Origin of the sequence: Dechloromonas sp. CZR5, from assembly GCF_008711155.1 — a bacterium.
Taxonomy (GTDB): Bacteria; Pseudomonadota; Gammaproteobacteria; order Burkholderiales; family Rhodocyclaceae; genus Azonexus.
Genome location: NZ_VUYQ01000002.1, coordinates 1 through 24,681, shown reverse-complemented (window position 1 = coordinate 24,681; position 24,681 = coordinate 1). Strand labels below are relative to the sequence as shown.

Genomic DNA, 24,681 nt, shown 5'->3' with positions numbered 1-24,681 from the left:
CCGGAATGCACATGGTTGAAATTGTTGCCATCCAGGATGATCGAGAGCCCATTTGGGCTTGAAGTTAAGGCTGGATTCCCTGGGTGTCGATCAAGTCATCTCTTGACGCATCCATCTTGCATTCACGGGTTTCATACAGCAGCGTGATTTCAACCACCCATGAGCCCGCTGTTCCATTCGGAAAATCTGGACGTCTTGTGATCCGGTAGATGCCGGAAGGCAGCGCTGACACGTCCATCTTTACAGGATCGATGACTGCCTGCCGATGGGCGGCGGTAGGTTGTTCCCCTTGATCGCCGTTGGCCTGTTGTTCGTCTCGGTGATTGCGCCAATAGTCGTGATTGCGCTGTGACCACGCACGCTGGGCCGCCTGCTGGTTGATGCGGTAGTCAGGATCGGATTGGAGTTTTGCCCGCTGCCATTCGCGCTTGCGAGCCCGCTGGCATTCAGGGGCGGAGCAGAACGCTTGGTCGGGAACCTGTGGGCGGGGTTCGAAGGGGTGGCCGCAGTGTGCGCAAAGTCGAGTAGTCATCGTGGTCTCCATGCAAAGTCCGTATGGAGACCGCCACTGACCGTGGCGAAGGGTGCGACTGGGCTAGCTTATTTACGTATCAACGTAAGGCGTTCAGTACTTTTTCTGCTTCCGGCCAGGGCAACCGACGCTTGCCCGACTTCATTCGGTCGAGCGCCTTGAAGGCGTCGTCGACTGTCAGCAGTTGGTTCTCGATCATGGCGCACAGCAGCCCGATGGTGCCCATGACGTTGACCTGCTCCTTGTTGGCAACAATCCGCAAATTGGTGTCGCCTGTCAGCAAGGTACAGGTCTCCTGCTTCGCAAGCGCCAGTGCCAAGTAGTCGTTGTGACTGGGCTTGGGACCGTTTTTCGCGGGAAGCAGATGGTTGTGCTGGCCTGGCAACTGCTCGGCATACGCCACGAAATCGCCGTTGACCTCCATGACCTGCAAGCCCAGGTCTTCAAGGCCCGGACTGCCCGGTTCAATTTCTTCGTAGTACAGCAGATCAGGGATGCCGAACTGCATCGGAAGCTGGAAGAGCGTCTCCATCAACGCTCCCGCTTCCATATCGATCAAGATGTTCGCATCACTGATGAGCAACCGCATCCGGTGACTCCAGCTGGCGTTCTTTGTGGAAGCGCATCATCGGGATGCCCAGCAGTTCCGCCGCCTTGCCTTCGGAAATGTATTGCTCGGCCAAGGCGCGGTACACCAACTGATCAAACAGTCGGGGATGCTCTTTCGGCAGTGGTTCGCCAGGCTCGGTCTTGCGCCAGCCCTTGGCCGAAAACCGCTTGAACATGGAGAGATGAGCTGCCTCGGTGATCACGCCACACTGTTTGGCGCGCTGCAGCCATCCGGTCATCGACAGACCGAACTCGTGCTTGAGCACATACAGCTCTTGCCATTCCAGCGCATGGCGTTGTGCCCCAAGCAACTGCAACACCGCGACACGCGGAGCCAGGAAGGCACCGGCGAACCGGTCGCAGGCTTTCTCTTCGTTGATCCCGTCAGCCAGTCGCCCTTCGAGCAGCAGGTGCCCCAGCTCATGCGCCAGCGTGAACCGCTGCCGATCACCGGGCCAGCGCTTGGAAACAGCCACGACCGGATACTCCCGGCCATCTTCGGTCCGTGCCTTGGCCGTCAAGCCAGAGAAGCCTGGGTTTTCTTCGTCGACCACGATGACCAGCAAGCCGAGGCCTTCGAGGGTGTCGGTGAGGTCAGCAATCGGATTCAGGCCCAACAGCCAAGCGTTGCGGACCGAATCCGAGAACGCATCGATCTCATCCAGCGAGGTGATGTGCTCAGGCAGATTCGCGGGCGGTGCAAACGCCGGGAACGGCAGTTCGGGAAATGCGCCGAGCAACTCCACGCGCTTCTCCACCAACTCGACGACCTTGATCTTCAGCGCATCCTGCGCCGTCTTGCCAAAGGTCGAGAGCTTGCGGAACTCGGGCTGCAGCAGTTCAACCGTATGCGTGCGAAAGAAGTATTCGGTCCGGATGCCGCAGGCGCGGGCCAGCTTGAGTAGCTGAGTCGACGACGGCGTCAGCAGACCCTTCTCGTACTTCTGGATGGCGGTGTGAGAAACACCCACCTGTTCGCCCAACGCACCCAGGGTCAGACCTGCCGCCAATCGTGCTTGACGAATGCGATCTGCAATCATGACGCCTCCTCGGGTTGGGTTTAAAACAACCGTCATCCTACCAAATTTTTAAACCAAAGAGAAGCCAGCCCGTCTCGGCGGCCGTGGCGTCAGTCGTGGGCGACTGCTTCCATGTAGGGGCGCATCACGGTGGCGACGCGACAATCATGAGCGTAGCGCCACAGGTCGTCAGCGGACGCCTTGCGCGTCCTCCATGCGTCTTTCAAGGCCTCCAGCGCCACATCCAGACCGATCTTGTTGCGATGCTTGAAGCAATCGACCACGGTCTTGGCCGGGCTGTAGATCCGCGCCTTCACCCCGTTGCACAAGTGCTCCTCGACGCCTGCCAGATGAGCGCTACCGGCCATCTGAACCATCCGGATCGGCGGATAGTCGATCCGGGGTGAGTGGCTGCCGCGTGGCATGGCGATCCAGACTTGACGCGGTAGTTGGGTGGTCAGCCCGTGAAACTGGAGTGCTGTGAGCAGGCAGAACACGGCTTGTGGCACCCTGGTGGCGACAAGGGCAAGACTCTCAAATTCCGTCACCTGTGCGCCTGGCAGACGGTAAAGACCACGCCCGATCCGTTCCAGCAGTCCAGCTGCAGTCATGCGCGTCAGGATGACCCGGGGCGAGCCGATGGCGTCCAAATCGCTGGCACGCAGCAGCCCTCTCTGGCTGGCCAGATCAAGGATGCGCTGGGTGTGGGTCTCGGAGAGCATTGATGGAGTGTGTTCCATTTATTCTCCAATTTTAATTAATCAACGAAATATCGGAACGTAGGGCAACACACTTCGCCACGGCTCGCCCCAACTACGAGGCATCAGCATTCCCGTTCGCCGGGTACCGGCATGGGCGCAGGTGATGCATCTCCCAGAGGAAGAGCTCCTCGATGCTGAAGCGGATGACGTCACCGTTTGCGATCCGGTAGAACGGAATGCCGAGCCGCAGGCGTTCCTGATTCTGGTGTATCCAGTAACCGGGCAATCCAGTGATGTCGACCACCTCTTTGGCTGAGTAGAAAACCCGATCACGGCGTTCAGGCCGCTTCTGCATCATCTGCTCGATGGCGTCTTCACGTGCTGAGGGAGATGATTCGGACAACGGGCGTCCGGCAGGGGATTTCCAAGTGACCCGAGCCTTGCGCTCGAAGGCCTCGACCTCCATCAGAAGGTAGCGGATAGATCTGTTGAGGTGCCAGGCGGGCGGGCCGATTCCTTCCGAGCGCCACTTTTGCAGCGTCTTGGGTGAGAGATTCCACCTCGAGGACAACTGGTTTTCATCGAGGACCGGATACGTGATGGCTGGCTCATCCGGGCTGGGCGCAACGCCCTGCTTGTTGGCATCAACCTTGGGCTTCATCGCGCGCCTCCGTCAGCGCGGCCTCGGCCGCTTCAAGACTGCCGTACTGCGCGATGAGTGCAAAGGCCTCGCTCAAGTAGTACCGCTTTGGTTCGGGGGCGGCGGGCGCGGGAGATTCGGCAACGGGCTGCGCTTCGTTCAAGGATGGCAGCGGCACTTCGTGAGACATGCCCTGGCGGATCGCCTGCTCATAGGTGACGATCTCATCGACTGGATAGCGGATGGCCTTTGAGAGCTTGATGTACGGCGGGCCGCGTTCTTCGCTGCGCCAGCGTTGCAGGGTCTTGATGCTGACGTTCCACCGACGTGCGAGCTCCGTTTCGGTGAAGGCGGGTTCGGTTTGCATGGCATTTCCTTTCGTCGTTCGTGCCGGGCATTACGGCGACAAACGAGAGGAAAGCCAAGTTGCAGCCCCCAGATTCCCTGGCAGTTGCGGCAACTGCGAGTGCCAATCGGCCTCTCTGAACTTACAATCATGGGCATGTGCGGTTGCGCGAAATCCTTCCCCGGAATCGCGCGAGGGTCTCAAGGCTTCCGACCGGGGCTGAGAGACTCCTGATATGTGGGTTTGGTTTTCTGTTAAACTCCACCACCAGATATATTCAAAGAAGCCTGATTTTTCAGGCTTTTTTGTTTTTTTGAAAGAGGTTAGGGTTTTCCCTTGGGGGCTTGAAATGTCTCCGGATTCGCCGAATACTGTGCGTGCGCCGGGCCTGCCCTGAACGAGTCGACTTGCCCCGGTTCCACAGAGATGTTTGATCGGAAAAACAAGAACCACCCGTTGGAGGATCGAGACATGACTTTGGCTACCAAAGTGCGTACGCACAAGATTTCCAAGAACGTTACCCTGAGCGCTTCCGGATATAACCTGGTCGGTGCCGAATCGCCGGCCATCGAGGCGATGACCGATTTCCTGCGGGTCAATGTGGTCATGATCGGTGCCGATGATTCGGTGATCGAGGCCAATGCCAGGATGATTTCGCGCGGGGTTCGCATGCTGATCGTGAATGGGGGCGCCGATTCGGTGCTCGGGTTGATCACGGCGCGCGACATTCTCGGCGAAAAGCCGATCCAGGTTGCCCAGGCCCGCGGCTGCAAGCGTGACGAACTGCTGGTGGCCGACCTGATGACGCCGATCGGCAGCGTCGACACGCTGTACCTGAATGAGGTTCTGCACGCCAAGGTGGTCGATATTCTCGATGCCCTGAAACATTTGGGACGCCAGCACATCCTAGTCGAGGATGTCGATCCGACCTCCGGCCAGCCCCGGGTGCGCGGCATGTTCTCGGCGACCCACATCGGTCGCCTGTTGGGCGTGCCGGTACTCGGCTTCGAACTGGCCAGCACCTTCGCCGAGATCGAGGCGGCACTGGCTGACTGAGATGCTGTCGCTGGAATGACTTCAGCCGAAGACCTTCGGCAGCTTGCTTCCGAGTCCTTGCTCGCGCACTACGCCGAATACTGCGAAGGCGCGGTGATCGTCGACGCCCAGGCGCGCGTTGTCTGGATGAACGAGCGCTATCCGGAGCGCCTCGGGATTGCGGTTCCGGCGTGCGTGGTCGGTCAGGAAATCGAGCAGGTCATCCCCAACAGCCTGATGCGCCAGGTGGTGGAAACCGGGCGGCCGATCATGCTCGACATCATGGAGTACGGCGAAGCCGCCTTCGTGGTGACCCGGCTGCCCCTGCACGACAAGGCAGGGAAGGTGGTCGGCGCGGTCGGGTTCATGCTGTACGACGATCCGGGGCATGTGGTGTCGCTGACGGTGCGCTACCAGCGTTTGCGCCGCGACCTGGCGGAAACCCGCAAAAAGCTGGCCGAGGCGCGCAAGACGAAATATACGTTCGCCAGTTTCGTCGGCGCCGGAACGGCCAGTAGCGTCGTCAAGCAAGCGGCCCGGCGGGCGGCGCGAACGGCGGCGCCCGTGCTCATCCTTGGCGAAACGGGTACCGGCAAGGAACTGCTGGCCCAATCGATTCATGCGGCCAGCGTGCGCGCCGAGGCCCCTTTCGTCGCCGTCAACATCGCGGCGGTGCCGGAGACACTGCTCGAAGCGGAGTTTTTCGGTGTGGCGCCGGGTGCCTATACCGGCGCGGAGCGCAACGGCCGGGACGGCAAATTCAAACTGGCCGACGGCGGCACCCTGTTCCTCGACGAAATCGGCGACATGTCGCCGGCGCTCCAGGCCAAGCTGCTGCGCACCCTGCAGGAGGGCGAATTCGAGCCGGTGGGTTCGAATCGCCTGATGTCGGTCGATGTCCGGGTCATTGCGGCAACCAGCCGCGATCTGGAAAGGATGGTCGCCGAAGGCGCCTTCCGGGCCGACCTCTATTACCGTCTCAATGTCATCACCTTGCGTACGCCGCCCTTGCGCGAGCGGCTCGAGGATATCGCCCTGCTGGCCGATTATCTGGTCGATGCCATTTGCCGCAATCAGGGCATGCCGCCGCGCGGGATCGGCACCGGGGCCATCAACCGCTTGTGCCGACACGATTGGCCCGGCAATGTCAGGGAGCTGGCCAACGTGCTGGAGCGTGCCCTGTTGATGTCGGACAGCGACACCCTGGAAGCCGACGACATGGAGAGTGTGATGCCGACGGCGCCTGTGGCGGCAGCGCCCAAGGTGGTCGGCCTGCGTCCGCTGGGCATGGCCGAAGCCGTGGCGCAGGCCGAGCGCGAGGCGATTCGCCTGGCCCTGATCAGCTCGCGGGGAAACAAGGCCGAGGCGGCGCGCCAGCTCGGCATTTCCCGGGCTGCCTTATACGAAAAAATGGCCGCACTCGACGTGGACGCCCAGTCGGCCTGAGCTGTCTGCCGATCCGGACACCCTGTCCTGAATCGCGAACAGGGTGGCCTGCGCCGGGGGCGCCTGGATTTTTGAAATTCCATATCGATCAATTGCTTGCATCTCATGGCACAGGGTGTGCGTAAAGAGCCCCTTTACAACAATGGATCAAGGAGACAGTCGTGGATTTTCTGATCGTACTGGCATCGCTGGTGTTCCTGATGTTTGTGGCCTATCGCGGCTACAGCGTCATCCTGTTTGCCCCCATCGCGGCCATGGGCGCCGTGCTGTTCATCGATCCGACCCTGGTGGCACCGATGTTCACCGGCCTGTTCATGGACAAGATGGTCGGCTTCGTTAAGAACTTTTTCCCGGTCTTCCTGCTTGGTGCGGTGTTCGGCAAGGTCATCGAACTGTCGGGCTTCTCGAAGTCGATTGTGGCGGCCGTCATCAAACTGATCGGCCGCGAGCGTGCCATGCTTGCCATCGTCGTCGTCTGCGCTCTGCTGACCTATGGCGGCGTGTCGCTGTTCGTCGTCGTCTTCGCGGTCTATCCGTTCGCGGCGGAAATGTTCCGTCAGGGCGGCATCCCGAAGCGCCTGATCCCAGGCACCATCGCACTCGGCGCTTTCACCTTCACGATGGATTCGCTGCCGGGTACGCCGCAGATTCAGAACATCATCCCGACCACCTTCTTCAAGACGGATATCTACGCCGCGCCCTGGTTGGGCATCATCGGCGGCCTGTTCATCCTCGTCTGCGGCCTGAGCTACCTCGAATGGTGCCGCCGTCGTGCCGCCGCCGCGGGTGAAGGCTATGGCGAAGGCCACAGCAACGAACCGGAAGCGATCGACAGCACCAACCTGGCTCATCCGCTGATCGCCATCCTGCCGCTGGTCATGGTCGGCGTGATGAACAAGGTGTTCACCTCGGCCATTCCGGCCCTCTACGGCGAGAAGGTGTCGTTCATCCCGGCGGTGATCGGCAAGGCGGTGCCGGTGGTCCAGCAGACCAAGGCGGTAGCGGCCATCTGGGCAGTCGAGGGCGCGCTGCTGATCGGTATCGCGACGGTTTTCCTGTTCGCCTGGAAAATGGTTTTCAGCAAGTTCGCGGAAGGCAGCAAGGGGGCCATCGGCGGCGCCCTGCTGGCGACCATGAACACGGCTTCCGAATACGGTTTCGGCGCCGTCATCGCTGCCTTGCCGGGTTTCCTGGTCGTGGCCAATGCGCTGTCGGCGATTCCCAATCCGCTGATCAACGAAGCGATCACCGTCACCGCGCTGGCAGGCATCACCGGTTCGGCGTCGGGCGGCATGGGCATCGCGCTGGCCGCGATGGCCGATACCTTCATCGCCAACGCCCAGGCTGCGGGCATTCCGCTTGAAGTGTTCCACCGCGTCGCCTCGATGGCCTCCGGCGGCATGGATACCCTGCCGCACAACGGCGCGGTGATCACGCTGCTGGCGGTGACCGGCCTGACCCATCGCCAGTCGTACAAGGACATCTTCGCCATCACCTGCATCAAGACGCTGGCGGTGTTCGTGGTCATTGCAGTTTTCTATGCCACGGGTATTGTCTAGCCCAACAACAATAGCGAGGAGATGACCATGCCAGTTACCCGTCACCCCATGGCGAATTCGCTGCGCGCTTCCGACACCGGCAAGGTGGTGTCGGCCCGCGATGCGGTACGCCTGATTCGCGATGGCGACACGGTCGCCACCGGCGGCTTCGTCGGCATCGGTTTTGCCGAAAACATCGCCGTGGCCATCGAGCAGCGCTTTCTCGAGAGTCAGGCGGCCGATGCACACGGCCAGGGCAGCCCGCGCAACCTGACGCTGGTCTATGCGGCCGGCCAGGGCGACGGCAAGGAGCGCGGCCTCAACCACTTCGGCCACGACGGCCTCATCGCCCGTGTCATCGGCGGGCACTGGGGGCTGGTGCCCAAGGTGCAGGCCCTGGCCGTCGCCAATCGCATCGAGGCCTACAACCTGCCGCAAGGGGTGATCACCCACCTGTTCCGCGATATCGCCGCCGCCAAGCCGGGGACGATTACCCGGGTCGGCCTCGGCACCTTCGTCGATCCGCGTTTCGGCGGCGGCAAGCTGAACGCCATGACGACCCGGGACATCGTCCGCCTGATGGAAATCGACGGCGAGGAATACCTGTTCTACAAGGCCTTCCCGATCCACGTCGGCATCATCCGCGGCACGACGGCCGATCCGGACGGCAATATCACGATGGAGAAGGAGGCGCTGACGCTGGAAGCGCAGGCCATCGCGATGGCCACCAAGAACTCGGGTGGCATCGTCATTGCCCAGGTCGAGCGGGTGGCCGAGCGCGGCACGCTGAATCCGCGCCAGGTCAAGATTCCGGGCATCCTGGTCGATTGCGTGGTGGTTGCCGAGAAGCCCGAGTACCACATGCAGACCTTCATCGAGCAGTACAGCCCGGCCTTCGCCGGCGAGATCAAGGTGCCGATGTCGGCCATCGCGGCGATGGAAATGAGCGAACGCAAGATCATCGCCCGCCGGGCAGCCATGGAACTGAAGGCCAACGCCGTGGTGAACCTCGGCATCGGCATGCCGGAAGGCGTCGCCAATGTGGCGGCCGAGGAGCACATCATCGACCTGCTGACCCTGACGGCCGAACCTGGCGTCATCGGCGGCGTGCCGGCCGGCGGCCTGAATTTCGGCGCGGCAACCAATACCCAGGCGATCATCGACCAGCCCAGCCAGTTCGATTTCTATCAAGGCGGCGGGCTGGACATCGCCTTTCTCGGGCTGGCGCAGGCCGACAAGCAGGGCAACCTGAACGTCTCGAAGTTCGGCCCGCGCCTGGCCGGTTCGGGCGGGTTCATCGACATTTCGCAGAATGCCAAGAAGGTCGTCTTCGTCGGCACGTTTACGGCCGGCAACCTGGAAGTGGCGATCGAGGCCGGCAAGCTGCACATTCGGGAAGACGGCAAGTCGGTCAAGTTCGTTGACGAGGTCGAGCACCGCACCTTCAGTGGCCCGGAAGCGGCGCGGCGCGGCAAGGAGGTGGTCTATGTCACCGAGCGCTGTGTTTTCCGGCTGACGGCGCGGGGCCTGCAATTGACCGAAATCGCGCCCGGCGTCGACCTGCAGAAGGACATCCTCGACAAGATGGCCTTCCCGCCGATCATCGACGGCGAGCCGGCGCTCATGGATGCGCGCATCTTCGCCGAAGGGCCGATGGGCATCCGCCCGGAAATGCTCGATGTGCCGCTGCCCGAACGCTTGTCCTACGATGCGGCGCAAAACCTGTTCTTCCTCGATTTTTCCGGGCTGAACGTGCGCAGCGCCGACGACATCCGGCGTATCGAAGCGGCGGTCGACGCGGCACTCGACCCGGTTGGCCACAAGGTCAACGCCATCGTCAATTACGATCGCTTCAGCATCCTGCCGGAACTGGTCGATGACTATATCGGGATGGTGAAAGGCGTCGTCGAGCGCCACTATCACGACGTCACCCGCTACACCGCCAGCACCTTCCTGCGCATGAAGCTCGGCGAGGCGCTGGCCAAGCGCCAGATCGCGCCGAACATCAGCGGGACGGAGGCGGAGGCCAAGGCACAGCTGACAAAACCTTGATGACCGCGTGGTCATTACGGCGCTGACATAAGCGCCGGACAAGGTATCATTGCCTGTTTCGCTCCCCCCGCGTGGGGGAGCTTCATTTTGCAAGCGGTCGATACAGGTTAAGGCATGAGTGACAAGACATCGGGTCTGCTCGGCGGGCGCAAGTCCCGCCTTTGGGCGCTGGCTGCACTGGTGGTGGCGGGTGTGATGTTCGTTGCGTTGCGCCCGGAGACGACGAAGCCCGAGGAGTCGGCCAAGCCGGCCGCCGCCCGCCCGGCGCTGACCGTCGGCCTGACCTCGCCACAAACGCTGGACTGGCCGCAAGTTCTGGCCGCCAACGGCAATATCGTCGCCTGGCAGGAGGCGGTGATCGGCCCGGAAATCGCCAACTACCGGATCACCGAGATCCGCGTGCAGGTCGGCGATGTCGTGAAGAAGGGCCAGGTGCTGGCCCGGATTGCCAATGACACGGTGGCCAGCGAACTGGCCGAGGTCCGGGCGGCGGTTGCCGAACTGGAGGCCAGCGCCGGCGAGGCGAAGGCCAACGCTGAGCGTGCCCGGGAACTGCGCGAGAAAGGTTTCTACAGCTCGCAACTGAATACCCAGTACCAGACCGCCTTGCATACGGCACAGGCACGCCTGGCCGCCGGGCAGGCGCGCTTGCAGTCGGCGCAGCTGAAACTGGACAAGACGGGGGTGCTGGCGCCGGATGACGGCGTGATCTCGGCACGTACGGCGGCTGTCGGTTCGCTGACCCAGTCGGGCCAGGAGTTGTTCCGCCTGATCCGCGGTGGCCGCCTGGAATGGCGGGCCGAAGTTCCGTCGGCCGATCTGGCACGGGTCAAGCCCGGCGCCGCGGCCGTGCTGACCGCACCGGGCGGCGAGACCGTGACGGGTGTGGTGCGCGCCGTGGCGCCCAGCATCGACCCGCAGACGCGTAACGGGCTGGTCTATGTCGATCTGCCGGCGTCGCCGGCGATACGCGCCGGCATGTTCGCCCGGGGCGAGTTCGAACTGGGCCGCGCACCGGCCTTGACGCTCCCGCAGACCGCCATCGTCCTGCGCGAAGGCTTCGCCACCCTGTTCCGCCTGGAGGGCGAGGACCGTGTGGCGCAAGCCAAGGTGACGCTGGGCCGCCGCAAGGGCGACCGGGTCGAGGTCGTTTCCGGCCTGCAGGCCGGCATGCGCGTCGTCGAGTCGGGAGCAGGCTTCCTGGCCGACGGCGATGCCGTCAAGATCGCGCCGGACGCCAAGCCATGAACGTTTCGTCGTGGTCGATCCGGAATCCGACGCCGGCCATCCTGTTCTTCCTGCTTCTTACCCTGGCCGGGGTCATGGGCTTCAAGGCGATGAAGATCCAGCAGTTCATGGATATCGAACTGCCGACCGTGACGGTCACTGCCAGCCTGCCCGGCGCGGCGCCGGCCCAGATGGAAACCGAAGTGGCGCGCAAGATCGAGAATTCGGTGGCAACGCTGCAGGGCATCAAGCATATCTATACCAAGGTGCAGGACGGCACGGCCATCGTGACCGTCGAGTTCCGGCTTGAAAAGCCGACGCAGGAGGCGGTGGACGACGTGCGCGACGCGGTGTCCCGTATCCGCGCCGATCTGCCGGGCGATCTGAAGGATCCGGTGGTCAGCAAGGTCAACCTGTCCGGGGCGCCGATCCTGACCTATACCGTCGCGTCGCCGCGCATGGACGACGAGGCCCTGTCCTGGTTCGTCGACAACACGGTGAGCAAGGCGCTGCTGTCGGCGCGCGGCGTCGGCGCGGTCTCGCGGGTTGGCGGCGTGACCCGCGAAGTACGCATCGAACTCGATCCGGCCCGTATGCTGGCGCTGAACGCCACGGCGGCCGATATTTCGCGCCAGTTGAAGCGCATCCAGCAGGAGGCTTCAGGCGGCAAGTCGGATATCGGCGGTATCGAGCAGTCGGTGCGTACCCTGGCTACTGTGCGGAGCGCCGACGAATTGGGCGGCATGGACATCGTACTGTCCGACGGGCGGCACATCCGCCTCGACCAGGTCGCCAGGATCAGCGACACGGTGGGCGAGCGGCGCACGGCGGCGCTGCTCAACGGCAAGCCGGTGGTCGGCTTCGAGGTCACGCGCAGCAAGGGCGCGGGCGAAGTCGATGTCGCCACCAACGTGCTGGCGGCGCTGGACAAATTGAAGACCGACTATCCCGACATCGAGATCACCGAAGCATTCAACTTCGTCGATCCGGTGATCGAGAATTACGAAGGCTCGATGAAACTGCTCATCGAGGGCGCGCTGCTTGCCGTGCTGGTCGTCTGGCTCTTCCTGCGCGACGGCCGGGCAACCTTCGTATCGGCTGCAGCGCTGCCGCTGTCCGCCATTCCCACCTTCTTCGTCATGTGGCAGATGGGCTTTACGCTCAATGTCGTGACCCTGCTCTCGATGTCGCTGGTGGTGGGCATCCTGGTGGATGATGCCATCGTCGAGATCGAGAACATCATGCGCCACCTGCGCATGGGCAAGACACCCTACCAGGCGGCCATGGAAGCGGCCGACGAAATCGGCCTGGCGGTCATCGCCACCACCTTCACGCTGATTGCCGTTTTCCTGCCCACCGCCTTCATGAGCGGTGTCGCCGGCAAATTTTTCGTGCAATTCGGGTGGACGGCGGCCATCGCCGTTTTCTTTTCGCTGGTGGTCGCCCGCATGCTGACGCCGATGATGGCCGCCTACCTGCTCAAGCCGGTCGCCGACGAGCACGCGCCGCCGCGCTGGCTGACCTATTACGAAGGCTGGGCGGTCTGGTGCCTGAAGCATCGCCTGCTGACGATGCTGGCGGCCGCAGTTTTCTTCTTCGGCTCCTTCATGCTGGTGCCGCTGCTCCCCAAAGGCTTCCTGCCGCCGGACGACCTGTCGCAGACGCAGATCTACCTGACCCTGCCGCCCGGTGTCACATTCAAGGACAGCTTTGCCGCCGCCGAGCAGGCAAGAATGATCGCCCAGGCCAATCCGCACGTCCGGCTGGTCTATACCGCTGTCGGTGGCGGCAAGGCGGGCAGCGATCCGTTTGCCCCGCAGGGAGCAGCCGAGGTGCGCAAGGCGACGCTGACGCTGAACCTGACGCCACGTAATGAGCGGCCGGGAACGACCAAGCAGGATATCGAAGGGCAGTTGCGCGATGCCTTGGCTGCGATTCCTGGCGCCCAGATCAAGGTCGGCCTGGGTTCCGCCAACGAGAAATACATCCTCGTTCTGGCCAGCGAAAACGGACCCTTGTTGTCCGAGCACGCCCGCCTTGTCGAGCGGGAGCTGCGCAGCATTCCGGGTATCGGCAACGTGACGACAACCGCCAGTCTGGTTCGTCCCGAGCTGGTGATCCGTCCCGATTTTGCGCGCATGGCCGACCTCGGTGTCACTTCGCAGGCCATCGCCGACACGCTGCGCATCGCCACTGCCGGCGACTACGACCAGGGGTTGGCCAAGCTCAACCTGTCGCAGCGCCAGGTGCCCATCGTCGTCAAGCTGCCGCCCGAGGCGCGCACCGACCTGGCATTGCTCGAACGCCTGACCGTGCCCGGTGCGCGCGGGCCGGTGACGCTGGCCAACGTGGCATCGATCGGCATTGCCGGCGGTCCGGCCGAGATCGACCGCTACGACCGGCTGCGCAACATCAATTTCGAGATCGAGCTGAACGGTGTGCCGCTCGGCGAGGTCGAGGCCAAGGCGCTGGCCCTGCCCAGCATCGCCAACCTGCCGCCGGGGATCATCCAGACCACCGTCGGCGATGCCGAGGCGATGGGCGAACTGTTCGAAAGTTTCGGCCTGGCCATGGCCACTGGCGTGCTGTGCATCTATATCGTGCTGGTCCTGCTGTTCAAGGATTTCGTGCAGCCGGTGACCATCCTCGCGGCCTTGGTGCTCTCCGTTCCCGGTGCCTTCCTGGCCTTGTTCGTGGCGCAGAAAGCGCTGTCCATGCCGTCGATGATCGGCCTGATCATGCTGATGGGCATCGCCACCAAAAACTCCATCCTGCTCATCGACTACGTGGTTCTGGCCCGCCGCGAGCACGGACTGGACCGCTGGAATGCCTTGCTCGACGCCTGCCGCAAGCGGGCGCGGCCGATCGTGATGACGACGGTCGCCATGGGCGCCGGCATGATGCCGATCGCGCTCGGGATCGGCGTCGACCCGAGCTTCCGGGCGCCGATGGCCATTGTCGTGATCGGCGGCCTGATCACCTCGACCTTCCTCAGCCTGCTGGTCATTCCGGTGGTGTTTACCTATGTCGATGACCTGATCCTGCGCGTCCGCAGCCTGTGGGCTGGGAAGGGCGATACCCGGGCCGGCTGAGCGCGTTGCCTGCCTTTTCGGCGTGGCCGACCCGAATCGCCATTTCCGGCCTCGGGGTGAATACGCTGGCGGCGTCTGCCTGAACTGCTGACGAGGCTGGGCAGGCGGGCGTCCTTTGGTCATAATCGGCGCGACACACTGTTTCCGGCGCCAGATAATTTTCGATCGGGGGGCGGCAGGCAGTCCGCAAGCATTCACGGACAATATCGCGATCATGGGTTCCTCTTTCTCTCAGGGCGGCAAGCAGTCTCGCCGTCTGGCTCTCTGGCTGGCTGTTGTGGTTTGTCTGGCGATGATCTGGGGGGGAGCGTTCCATGAACTCGAGCGCAGTCAAAGTAGCGACCTGCACGAAATCGCGCGGGTGACCGAGTTTCAGGCGCAAGCCTCGGCTGAAAGTGCCGCTTCGCTCATCAAGCGCCTGAATGCGGCACTGATCGATCTGCGGATACATTGGGCGGAAGGGCCGGCGCATTTCGACATGCAGGTCAGTCGTCGCCGGAAACACATGGAAGACGTGACCTTCCAGATCGCGGTGATCGACGCGCAAGGATGGCTGGTCTATTCCAGCCTGGGCTTGCCGGCGGAGCGCATGTACCTTGGTGAGCGCGAGCATTTTCGGGTCCATGTGGACGGCGGCGACCGCTTGTTCATCAGCAATCCGGTCAAAGGCAAGCGATCCGGCAAATGGTCCGTCCAGATCACACGCCCCTTGTTGTCCGAAGAAGGCTTCAAGGGGGTGATGGTGATTTCGGTCAGCCCGGATACCTTGACCGCCTTTCGGGGCAAGCTGGAGGCGAGTACGGTGGTGTTCGCCGTTTCCGATGGTGGTGACATTATGGCCCGTTACCCGGATGGGGAGCGGGTCATGGGGATGAAGGTGCAGGGTGCGCCCTATCTGGCGACGGGGGCGCTCCGGTCAGGCAGCTTTGCGCAGGTCGATCCGGTCGATGGCGTCGATCGCGTTTACGGTTTCGAACGTTTGCCGGAATATGGCTTGAGCTTTGTCGTCGGGCATCCAAAGGACGAAGTCCTGGCCGGCTATCGGGATTACCGGAACCGGGTGCTGCTCGTGGCGATAGTGCTCTCGGCGCTGATCATGACGCTTCTCTTCACGCTGTACCGGACTTTTGCTCATCATCTGGCCATGGAGAGCCGCCTGCAGGAAAGCCAGGCCATGCTGCAGTCATCGATCGAAACGATTGGAGAGGCCTTCGTCATCTATGACCAGAAGGACCGGCTGGCCTATTGCAACGAGCGCTACCGTGAGTATTACCGGGCATCGGCCGATTTGCTGGTGCCGGGCCGTCGCTTCGAGGACATCATCCGGACCGGGGCGGAGCGTGGGCAGTACGCGCAGGCCAAGGGGCGAGTCGAGGCCTGGGTGGCCGAACGGATGGCGGCGCATCGCAGCGGCCAGAGCGACCTCATCCAGCGGCTTGACGATGGCCGGTGGCTGAGAATCCGCGAACGCAAGACGCCGGAAGGCTTCACTGTCGGCTTTCGCATCGATATTACCGAGCTGTACGAAGCGAAGGAGGCGGCCGAAGCGGCAAATCGTGCCAAGAGCGACTTCCTCGCCGTGATGTCGCACGAAATCCGCACCCCGATGAACGCCGTCCTGGGCATGGCCCAGCTGCTGCTGATGCCCAACCTGAGCGAGGAGGAGCGGCAGGATTTCGCGCGGACCATCCTGAACTCCGGTCAAACCCTGCTGACATTGCTGAACGATGTGCTCGACCTGTCGAAAATCGAGGCCGGCAAGCTGGATATCAACAGCGCTCCCTTCGATCCCGCGCAGATTCTTCATGAAGCCGCCACGTTGTTTGCCGGCAGCGTGCAGGAAAAGGGAATCGACATGCAGTTGGCCTGGCTGGGGCAGCCGGGCACGCGTTACATGGCCGATCCGATCCGCATTCGCCAGATGCTGACCAATCTGGTCAGCAACGCGGTCAAGTTCACCGAGCGCGGCTTTGTGCGTATCGAAGCCGGCGAGGTCGCCGACGCACAAGGGGCACTCCTGATGGAATTCTCGGTCACCGACAGCGGCATCGGGATTGCGCCGGACAAGCTGGCACAGCTCTTCCAGCCGTTTTCGCAAGTCGACAGCTCGACGACCCGTGAATATGGCGGGACCGGCCTCGGCCTGTCCATCGTCCGTCGTCTGGCTGAATTGATGGGCGGCGAGGCGGGGGTCGAAAGCGAATCCGGCAGCGGGTCGCGCTTCTGGTTCCGGGTCCGCGTCGAGGCCCTCGCGATGCATGCGGATAGCCGGCAGGCCGTGCGCCAGGCGGCGGGTGATCTCGCAACGATGTCCGGTCGCGTGCTGATCGTCGATGACAATCCGATCAATCGCCAGGTCACCCAGCGCATGCTTTCCCGGCAGGGCCTGAGCATCGATCTGGCAGCCGACGGCAGCGAGGCCGTGGCCGCCGCGACGACCGTTCCGCGTCCGGATCTGGTTCTGATGGATGTGCAGATGCCGGTCATGGATGGCCTTGAGGCGACCCGCCGCATTCGCGAATGGGAAGCAGCACAGGAGGCTGGGCATTTGCCGGTTGTCGCCCTGAGCGCCGGGGCGTTCGCCGAAGATGCCGAGCAGACCCGTGCCGCCGGTATGGATGACTTCCTGTCCAAGCCGGTCAGGCAGGAAGCCTTGATGGCCATCGTCATCAGACGTCTGGCCGGGAAGGAAGCGGCGCAGCCGCCGGATTTTCCGCCGCTTTAGGCTGTTTCACCCTGCCGGCATCGCCTAAGGTTTGGTAGCTTCCTTCACCTCGTCGCGTCCGAAAGCCAGCGTGTAGAACACGTCCAGAGCGTTGTCGCTGCCGGCCCGGCCGATGACGGCGATCCGGCGGCTGAGGTTGACGGTGAGCTTGACGATGCCTTCTGCCCTGCCCAACGTCTGCTCGTAGGAGAGCATGGCGTTCGACGACAGGCGCTTGCCGACCGAAAAAATCTGCTGGCCGGTGCTCCCGGTCGTGTCAACGCTACCGCCGGCGACCCGGCTGCTTTGCTGCCGTCCGCCGCTGTCGCCGAGGTTGCCCTGGCGGACGCCGAGTTCGTCGAACCCGAAGGTTTTCTTGATCTGCTGGACGACATTGCCAGCGTCGTTGCCGAGCAGGCCGCTGGCCGCCGTCAGCAAAGTGGTCGCATCGCTTGCCCCCGTCTGCTCCGGGCCGTGGCCGAGAACCAGCCAGGCCAGTTTTTCTGCCTCCGGTCGCTCCGGATCGGACACCAGCTTGACGACCGGCTTCTGGGCCGTTCCGCTGATCTGAACCCCCGCCTCGACTGCCAGGCCCTTGCGGATGGCGCGGACATCGAGCCCGGGATTGTCGAGTAAGCCGTTGAAGCTGAGCACGCCCCGTTCGATATCGAGCTTCTGCCCGTAGGCCTCGAAGCGGCCCTTGCGGGTCCGGATGGTGCCGCTGGCCCGCGGCAGGTCGCGGCCCCTGGCGGTAATGCGCACCTCGCCGACGAGACGGCTGGAGAGGCCGGCGCCGTTGAACAGGAAGGTGTTGCCCAGGTCGGCGACGATGTCGAGGTCAAGTTTCGGGCGTAGTGCGGCAGCGGGTTTTTCGCTGCCCGGGCGCTTGACCACCACGTCATCCGACAGGCGCGGCGTGCCGCCCTTGGCCAACTGCCAGTAGCCGGCGTCGACCGCCAGCCGGCCCTGCGCACCCAGGGTGCCGTGCTGCCAGCTCAGTCGGCCGTTGCCCGAGACGGTTACCCATTGATCGGGCAGCTGAAAGGCGCCGAGCCGGTCCAGGCGCACATCCAGAAAGGCGCTTTCGCCGCCGTCGTTGCTGCTGCCGAGGTGCCGGTCGAGGCGCATCTCGCCGCTCACCTCGAGCCGCCCGGGGCTCTTGTCGAGCCCGGCCAGTGCGTTGCCGGCTTCGAGCCGGAGGGCGCGCGGCAGGGGCTGCAGCAGGCTGTCGAAACCCAGACGCCGGATGTGCAGCAGATTGTCGCGCAGGTCGATGTCGAGTTCGCCCCGGGCGAGGTTCAGCCCCTGGGTCGCCAGGCGCAGTGCCAATTGCTCGCCGCGCAGCCGGCCGCTGACCAGCGGTCGGCCGGGGGTGCCGGACAGCCGCAGTTCGCCGTTGAGCCGCCCTTCGCTTTGCCAGCCTTCGCCGATCAGTTCGCCCAGCCAGCCGAGGCTGGCCACGTCGGCTTGCAGCGATCCCTGCCAGCGACTGTCGCGGGCCAGCGACCAGGCGCCTTGCATGGCGGCATCGAGACGGCCGTCAATCTGCCCGATCCGGCTCCCCCGCGCGCTGAGCGAGGCAGCCAGTGTCTTGTCGTCTGCCCTGGCCTGCAGTGTCGCCTGCCAGTCGAGCGGGGCGCCGCCCAGGCGCAGCGGCCCGATCTGCCACGTCGACGCCGATAGCAGCAAGGGCGCCGGGGCGAGCAGCCTGACGTTGCGCGCGCTGTCGCTGCTGTCGAGGCGGGTAGTGTCGAGCTGGCCGCTCCAGGTCGAGCGGGCGCTGTTCCAGCCACCCGCGGCGGTGATGCTGAACCGATGCTGGCCGGCGATGTCGGCTTGCGCCGTCAGGCGATGCGTCTGGTTGCTGCCCTCACCCTGCAGACGCAGGCCGCGCAACAGGGTGGGCTGGTCGGTGCTGTCCAGCGTCGCGACGCTCAGGTCGAGCGCCAGGGGGGAGGAGGCCTCGCTGCCCAGCGTGGCGCTCAGCTTGAGTCCGCTGACCCTGCCGTGGCCGGGCCAGCCGAGCCTGTCGGCCTGGAGGGATCCGTTGAGGACGGGCGCCTGCGGCGTTCCGGCCAGTTCCCAGTGGCCCTGGATGCCGCCTTCCAGACCGAAGGGTGCGAGTTGCCGGGCGTCGATGTCGAGCTTGAGCAGGTCGCCGGCCTGCCCGTATGCGCCGCGGGCTGTCAGTCGGTTGCTGCCGGCCGTCAGCTCGATGTCGGCTTGCGGAATGCGCGGCCAGGCAACGCTCAGTTGCCCGTGGCCGCCGATGGCCTGGCCGGCTATCCGGCTATCCTGCAGGTTGAAGCCGGCGTCGACGACGGGTTGGGGGGCAAGGCGCCCGCTGGCCTGCAGGTGGGCATTGATATTCGCCGCCGGCAGGCTGGCAAAGCGGCTGGGGTCGAAGTGCCGTAGTTCGCCCTTGATCGAGAAGGTGCGCGGCGAGGCCAGGTCCAGTTCGCCTTGTGCCTCCAGCCGCGCCTCGCCGGCAGTCAGCAGGATCCGGGGCAATTGCAGGTGCTGCTTCGCCAGGGTGGCTTCGGCGAACAGGCTGAAGGCGCTGTCGCGCAGATCGATGCGCAGCTGCTGTCGTTCGGCGGCCAGCGTTGCCGACAGCGGACCGGCCAGGCGGGTCGGGCGCAGGGACGACACGAGTTCCCGGACGTCGAGGCGGCGGGCTTGCAGGTCGAGCGACAGGGCGTTGTCGCGCCATTCGCCCCGGCCGTCGAGCACGCCGCCGCCGGGCAGGGCTGCGTGCAGGTCGCCGAGGCGCAAGCGGGTTTCCTGCCAGTTCAGGGTGCCGGCCAGGGTCACCAGCGGCAGGCGCTGGCGGTCGACGGGGCCCGGGAGCCGGTTGGTCAAGCCGAAGCTGCCGAGAAAACCCCGGTCTTGCGGCGTTATGTCGGCGACTACGCTGAGGTCGGCCTTGGGGGCATCGGCTACCCAGCTGGCCGGGTCGATGTGTTCGAGTTGCAGGCGGGCGCGGGCAAACGGTGCCGCGGCAAAGGGGGTCAGCGACACGTCGGCATGGCCGTCGATCCCTTGGGTGGCGACCATGGCCAGTTCGATCCACGCCAACTCGCCACTGGCGGTTGCTTCCATGGCGAGCGGGCGCTGTTCGAGCTGGCCGCTGAGCTTGAGTGCTCCTGACAGCGGGAAGGGGGCCTGGCCATCGAGGCGGGCCTGCGCTTCGATGGCCACATCGCCCAGGCGCAGGGACAGCTGCTCGATGCGGTGTTCGCGTCCATCGCTCGCCAGGTGCGCGCCGATGCCTTCGCCGAGCGTATCGCCGTTGAAGTTCAGCTTGCCGAGCGCCAGGCGCTCGATATCGACGGCCAGCGGGAGTGTCAGCTGGTCCGGTGCCAGCAGCGGTTCGTTGCTGGGGGGCTGCCGGATGTCGAGTGTCGCCGCCTCGAATTCGGTGATCCGCAGCTGGCCGTTGAGCAGGGCCGGAGCCGACCAGTCGAGATGAATGCCGGTGAGGACGATTTGCCGGTCGCCGTCCTGCCAGCTCAATCTGGCGATGTCGAGCGGGCCGGTCAGGCGGCCCCGCGCGTCGTCGGCTTGCAAGCGTCCGGCGCTGGCTTGCGCGGCGAGGCGCAGGATCGTTTGCAGGCCGCTTTCGCTGTTCGTCAGCCAAGCGGCGGCGCCGAGCAGGAAGGCGATGACGAGGAGGGAGAGGAGGGCGATGCGGCGCAGCATGTCAGAACGGAATGGCCAGCGAGAAATGAAGCTGGAAGCCGCGCGTGCGTTCGCCGTAGGCCAGGTCGACGCCGATCGGACCGGCCGGGCTGCGCCAGCGGGCGCCCAGCCCGTAGCCGACGGCGAGGCGGGCATCCTGTCGCGCATCGAAGGCATCGCCGGCGTCGACGAAGGCGGCGATGCCCCAGTCCTCGTCCAGCCAATGCGTCACTTCGGCGCTGGCGATGGCCAGGTAGCGGCCGCCGACCGTTGCCGCACCTTCCTTGATGCCCAGGCTCTGGTAGGCATAGCCGCGCACCGAACTGGCGCCGCCGGTCCGGAACAGGTAGTCCTGCGGGATGTGGCGGCGGGAGTCGGCGAGGGTATAGCCGATTTCGCCCCGCAGGGTCAGCGTATTGTTGCGCCCGAGTGGGATGTAGTGCTGGATGCGGCCATGCATGCGGACAAAGTTCTGGTCGGACAGCACGGCCCGGGTGCCGCCGCCGATCTGGGTCTGGAGAACCGTTCCCCGGCGCGGATCGAGCAGATTATCGACGCGCCGCCAGGTCCACATTGCGTTGGGCACCAGGGCCCGGCTGGTCTCCGACTGGGCGCCGTCGGGTTCGCGCAATTCGGTCTGCCAGTTCAGCGACAGGCGTTGCTCGACGCTGCCGCGTTGCTGCACGGTCTGCGCCCCCAGGGCGTAGCGTTCGGTTTTCAGTCCGGCGATGTCGGTGGTCTGCATCATCGCGCCCACGCTGTTGCGGCGGAAGCGTCCGTCCGGCGGCAGGAAGACATCGGCGTAGACCGTCTGGCGCTTTTGCTCCAGGCGCAGGCCGCTGTCCAGCTCCCAGGCTTGGCCCAGCAGATCGGATGAGTGGGTGTTGAATTCGACACGGGCGCCCGTGTTCGAACTGGCGCCGGCCCCGAAGGATACCCGGTGCGGCGCCCGTTCGCGGACGCGGACCACGACGGGGGCGGTTGCCATGCCGTCGGCGTCGATCTCGGCGGCTTCGCGATCGAGCGCCGCCTGCACGGAAGCAAAATAGGGCGTCGCCTGCAAGGTGCTCTGCAAGACGTTCAGGCTTTCCTCGCGGTAGGGTTGTCCGGCTTCCACCACCCGGTTGTAGCGCTCGACCAGCGCCGGTTCGTAACGCTGCAGGCCCTCGACGCGCAAGGCGCCGAAGCGGTAGCGCGGCCCGGCATCGTAATGGGCGTTCAGGCGGGCGCTGTGCGTCTCGACCTCGATTGTCGCCTCGCTGTCGACCAGGCGGGCGTCAGCGTGCTCGAAGGCGAGCAGGCGGGCGAGCACCTGCTGCTTGGCTTCGTTCCAGTCCGCCTGCCGGAAAGGCTGGCCGACCGGCAGGCGCCAGTCGCGCTGGAGTTCTTCCCGTGTCGTGGTGGCGACCGGTCCGTCCAGGCTCAGGGTGACGGCCTTGATCAGGGTGCGCGGCCCGGGGTCGAGGTTCAGGCGCAGCCCGTCGTCGGTATTGGTGAATTCGAAGGTCGGCGCGAAATAGCCTTCGGTGGCCAGGATTTCGCTGAGCGTGCCCTGCAGGCGCTGCGTATTGCCGGCTTCCTCCGGCAGGTAGGGCGCCAGCAGTTCATCGATGTCGTCCGGCGCCTGCAGGCTCAGCTCGACGGCCGCCAACGGTGTGGCGGCAGCGAGCAGCAGGGCGGACAGGAAGGTGGCGGTTGGGCGGGCGAACACGCTGTCATTTTACGCGTTGCCGGCGGGCGGGCGGGCGGGCATGAAGAAGGTGGCGGGTTGTTGGCGCAGGCGCCGCCACAACGCCTTGAGCAGCGGGCCGTGGTGGATGAACTGCACACCCCGGGCGCGCAGGGCCGTGCGCAGCGCCAGCAGGAAGCTAACCGCCAGGTTGGTGAAGCCGATGGCGGCAACGCCCAGCGCGGCCCAGACGACGGCGCTGAGCGGCAGGTCGAACTGGAAACCGACCAGGGCGTAGCCCAGGTTGGCCGACGAGAAAGCGATATGGCGAATGTCCAGCGGCAGGCCGAGGATGGTGCCGATGACGCCGGTCGAACCGAGCATGCAACCGAACAGGAAATTGCCCATGATCCCGCCCAGGCGGTCCTGGATGTAGCCGCCGATGCGTCCGGCGCGCGCCGGGCCGAAAATGGCCCTGAGCCAGCCCAGGCGGCCGATGCGCGGGCCGATTCCGGCATAGGCCGCGCGATTGTCGAAATAGCCGGTGATCAGTCCCGAGAGAAACAGGTAGCAGCCGGCGATCGCGGCATGCGGCAGGGCCCAGGACAGCAGGTCGAGGCTGTCGAACAGGTGGGCGCTTTTCTCCGGGCTGATGACCGGGGCGCCGTTCAGGTAGCCCAGGCCCGCACCGACGGCAATGGCCACGGGCAGGGCCACCATCACGTTGCCGCCGATGGCCGCCAGCTGGCTGCGGCATACCGCGGCAATGACGTCGACCAGGTGCTCGAGGTCGGCGCTGCGGTTCAGGCGCAGGTCGCCGAGCAGGCCGGCCAGCGTCTGGGCGGTCATCGCCGGCTGCTTGGTGGCGACCGTCATGCCGAGCAGGTAGATCGCCACGAAGCCCAGGCCATAGATCATGCTGTACAGGAAGGCTTCGCCGAACAGGGGGGCGTGCAGGGCGGCCGCCTTGATCTTGAGCAGGGCCATGATGCCGATCAGGACGCCGGCCCCGGCGGCCGAGCGCCACATGTTGCGATAGTCGCTCGCTGAATCGCAGATGTAGTGCTCGCCTGAGCGGGCCGCGTTTTCGGTGACGCGCACGGCAAGCAGGCTGGATAGCTGGCTGAGATAGAAACGCAGGCTGTTGCGGCGGTTTTCGGCAATGAAGGCGGCGTGGGCGAATTCGCCCCAGGCATGAATCGCCCCGGCATGCGTCTCGGCCCGCTCGCCGGCACCGAGGATGGCGACCAGTTCGCGCAGGCGTTCGATGCTCTGTTCGCTGCGCGTCAGCACATAGGACAGATGAAGACTGGTGCCGACCGTCAGCGCACGCTTGCGTATTCTTTGCAGCGTTTCGGTGCATTGGTCGGCGATGACCAGCAGTTGCCGGCCGTCGTCGGCCTGCTGCGTGCTGTCGTTCAGGGCGCGGCGGAAGGTGGTGACGAAGTCGAGGGCCTCCGCCGACAAGGCCACGAAGCGCGGCGTGTCGTCGTCGAAGTTGGTCGAGGCGCGCATCAGCTCGCTTTCCACGCCGAGGCCGCTGACCCGGTGGGCGAGCAGCAGCACGGCATCGAGCATCTGCTCCTGGATGCCGCGCCAGTCGATGTTGCGCAGTGCCATGTCCGGGGTCATCATTTCCCAGAAGCGTTGCGATAGCTCCGGTGGAATTTCCTGCAGCCAGCGCCAGTCGCCGGCATGCGGGAAAACGACATGCAGGCAATCCTTCAGGCGACGTTCGTCGGGAACTTCCGGCAGCAGCCGGTTGCCGATGATGCGTCCCCATTCGGAGAAGAAGCCGGTGCCGGGCAGGATGCCGCTGTCGGTGAAAAAGGTGACCAGGCGGCGGGTAGCCAGAAAATGCACGACATGGCCGCAAAATGCTTCGCGCAGCGACGCGTCGGCCTCGATACGGTCGAGCATGGTGCGGTAGCGCTCGACGTAGGCGTCGTCGCGCCGGTTGGCCGGACGCAGCACGGCGACGAGGCGGCGGATCAGCTCCAGCGTATCGGCTTCCGGGTTACGGAAGCGTTCGAGTGCTTTGCCCAGCGGATCGGATATGGAGGCCGGCTTTCCCAGCAGCCAGCGGAACAGGGCCCGGATGGTTGTCATCGTTTTTTCATAATCCCCAAGATGGTGCGCGTATGGCCCGACCGGTCTATGTTACCGGATACGGTGCGGCGGAAATCATCCGGATTGTGTGTGACAAGTGGTTGAAAGGTGACGATTCGTAATAGAATTGGACAGCTGCAAATTACAAGTACCTACGCAAAACTTTTCCTGGGACTGTCGACTATGAACATTGTCAAGAAATCGCTGGTTCTGGCCCTGCTGGCCGGTATCGGTTTCTCCGCTGTTGCGCAAGAGCGCGTTTACCTGATCGACCAGCGTGA

16 protein-coding genes are annotated in these 24,681 nt (G+C 64.5%); 7 read left to right on the top strand and 9 right to left on the bottom strand.

The features are described from left to right. Positions 1 to 64: 64 nt before the first annotated feature. From F1002_RS05095 to F1002_RS05070, 6 genes are all read right to left on the bottom strand, one after another. A complete protein-coding gene (locus tag F1002_RS05095; RefSeq protein WP_150427976.1) occupies positions 65 to 532 on the bottom strand; it encodes a hypothetical protein in 468 nt (155 codons plus the stop codon). A 79-nt stretch (positions 533 to 611) separates the two neighbouring features. Beyond that, positions 612 to 1,121, bottom strand: coding sequence for a PIN domain-containing protein (locus F1002_RS05090; RefSeq protein WP_150427975.1), 510 nt, complete (start codon positions 1,119 to 1,121; stop codon positions 612 to 614). Next, positions 1,102 to 2,181 carry an XRE family transcriptional regulator gene (locus tag F1002_RS05085; protein ID WP_150427974.1) on the bottom strand — a complete coding sequence of 360 codons (1,080 nt, stop codon included), beginning with the start codon at positions 2,179 to 2,181 and terminating at the stop codon, positions 1,102 to 1,104. The genes F1002_RS05090 and F1002_RS05085 overlap by 20 nt, the downstream gene beginning before the upstream one ends. Before the next feature lie 89 nt (positions 2,182 to 2,270). After that, positions 2,271 to 2,900, bottom strand: coding sequence for an AbiEi antitoxin N-terminal domain-containing protein (locus F1002_RS05080; protein ID WP_223879473.1), 630 nt, complete (start codon positions 2,898 to 2,900; stop codon positions 2,271 to 2,273). Positions 2,901 to 2,973: 73 nt separating this feature from the next. Beyond that, entirely contained in the window at positions 2,974 to 3,522 is a 549-nt protein-coding gene (locus tag F1002_RS20930) for a helix-turn-helix domain-containing protein (protein ID WP_191090316.1), read from the bottom strand. After that, complete coding sequence (locus F1002_RS05070; RefSeq protein ID WP_150427973.1) at positions 3,506 to 3,868, bottom strand: AlpA family transcriptional regulator; 363 nt, start codon at positions 3,866 to 3,868, stop codon at positions 3,506 to 3,508. The genes F1002_RS20930 and F1002_RS05070 overlap by 17 nt, the downstream gene beginning before the upstream one ends. Positions 3,869 to 4,318: 450 nt before the next feature. On the opposite strand from F1002_RS05070, the gene F1002_RS05065 reads away from it, so the two are divergent. The 7 genes from F1002_RS05065 (at position 4,319) to F1002_RS05035 (ending at position 16,962) form a co-directional block, all read left to right on the top strand. After that, positions 4,319 to 4,903, top strand: coding sequence for a CBS domain-containing protein (locus tag F1002_RS05065; RefSeq protein ID WP_150427972.1), 585 nt, complete (start codon positions 4,319 to 4,321; stop codon positions 4,901 to 4,903). Positions 4,904 to 4,918: 15 nt separating this feature from the next. After that, positions 4,919 to 6,328 carry a sigma-54-dependent Fis family transcriptional regulator gene (locus tag F1002_RS05060; protein WP_150427971.1) on the top strand — a complete coding sequence of 470 codons (1,410 nt, stop codon included), beginning with the start codon at positions 4,919 to 4,921 and terminating at the stop codon, positions 6,326 to 6,328. A 161-nt stretch (positions 6,329 to 6,489) separates the two neighbouring features. Continuing rightward, positions 6,490 to 7,887: a GntP family permease gene (locus F1002_RS05055; RefSeq protein WP_150427970.1), complete on the top strand. Its 1,398-nt coding sequence runs from the start codon at positions 6,490 to 6,492 to the stop codon at positions 7,885 to 7,887. A 27-nt stretch (positions 7,888 to 7,914) separates the two neighbouring features. Further along, on the top strand, positions 7,915 to 9,918 hold the full coding sequence (locus F1002_RS05050) for an acyl CoA:acetate/3-ketoacid CoA transferase (protein ID WP_150427969.1): 2,004 nt from the start codon (positions 7,915 to 7,917) through the stop codon (positions 9,916 to 9,918). A gap of 114 nt (positions 9,919 to 10,032) precedes the next feature. Then, positions 10,033 to 11,166, top strand: coding sequence for an efflux RND transporter periplasmic adaptor subunit (locus F1002_RS05045; protein WP_150427968.1), 1,134 nt, complete (start codon positions 10,033 to 10,035; stop codon positions 11,164 to 11,166). After that, positions 11,163 to 14,237, top strand: coding sequence for an efflux RND transporter permease subunit (locus F1002_RS05040; protein ID WP_150427967.1), 3,075 nt, complete (start codon positions 11,163 to 11,165; stop codon positions 14,235 to 14,237). The genes F1002_RS05045 and F1002_RS05040 overlap by 4 nt, the downstream gene beginning before the upstream one ends. Positions 14,238 to 14,451: 214 nt before the next feature. Then, positions 14,452 to 16,962 carry an ATP-binding protein gene (locus tag F1002_RS05035; RefSeq protein WP_150427966.1) on the top strand — a complete coding sequence of 837 codons (2,511 nt, stop codon included), beginning with the start codon at positions 14,452 to 14,454 and terminating at the stop codon, positions 16,960 to 16,962. A gap of 24 nt (positions 16,963 to 16,986) precedes the next feature. Here the strand turns inward: F1002_RS05035 and F1002_RS05030 are convergent, their stop codons facing one another. Genes F1002_RS05030 through F1002_RS05020 form a run of 3 tightly spaced genes read right to left on the bottom strand, consistent with a single transcriptional unit; the run spans position 16,987 to position 24,400 of the window. Further along, entirely contained in the window at positions 16,987 to 20,643 is a 3,657-nt protein-coding gene (locus F1002_RS05030) for a translocation/assembly module TamB domain-containing protein (RefSeq protein ID WP_150427965.1), read from the bottom strand. A 1-nt stretch (position 20,644) separates the two neighbouring features. Next, a complete protein-coding gene (locus tag F1002_RS05025) occupies positions 20,645 to 22,333 on the bottom strand; it encodes an autotransporter assembly complex family protein (protein WP_191090315.1) in 1,689 nt (562 codons plus the stop codon). A gap of 9 nt (positions 22,334 to 22,342) precedes the next feature. Then, positions 22,343 to 24,400: a site-specific recombinase gene (locus F1002_RS05020; RefSeq protein ID WP_150427964.1), complete on the bottom strand. Its 2,058-nt coding sequence runs from the start codon at positions 24,398 to 24,400 to the stop codon at positions 22,343 to 22,345. Positions 24,401 to 24,681: the final 281 nt, after the last annotated feature.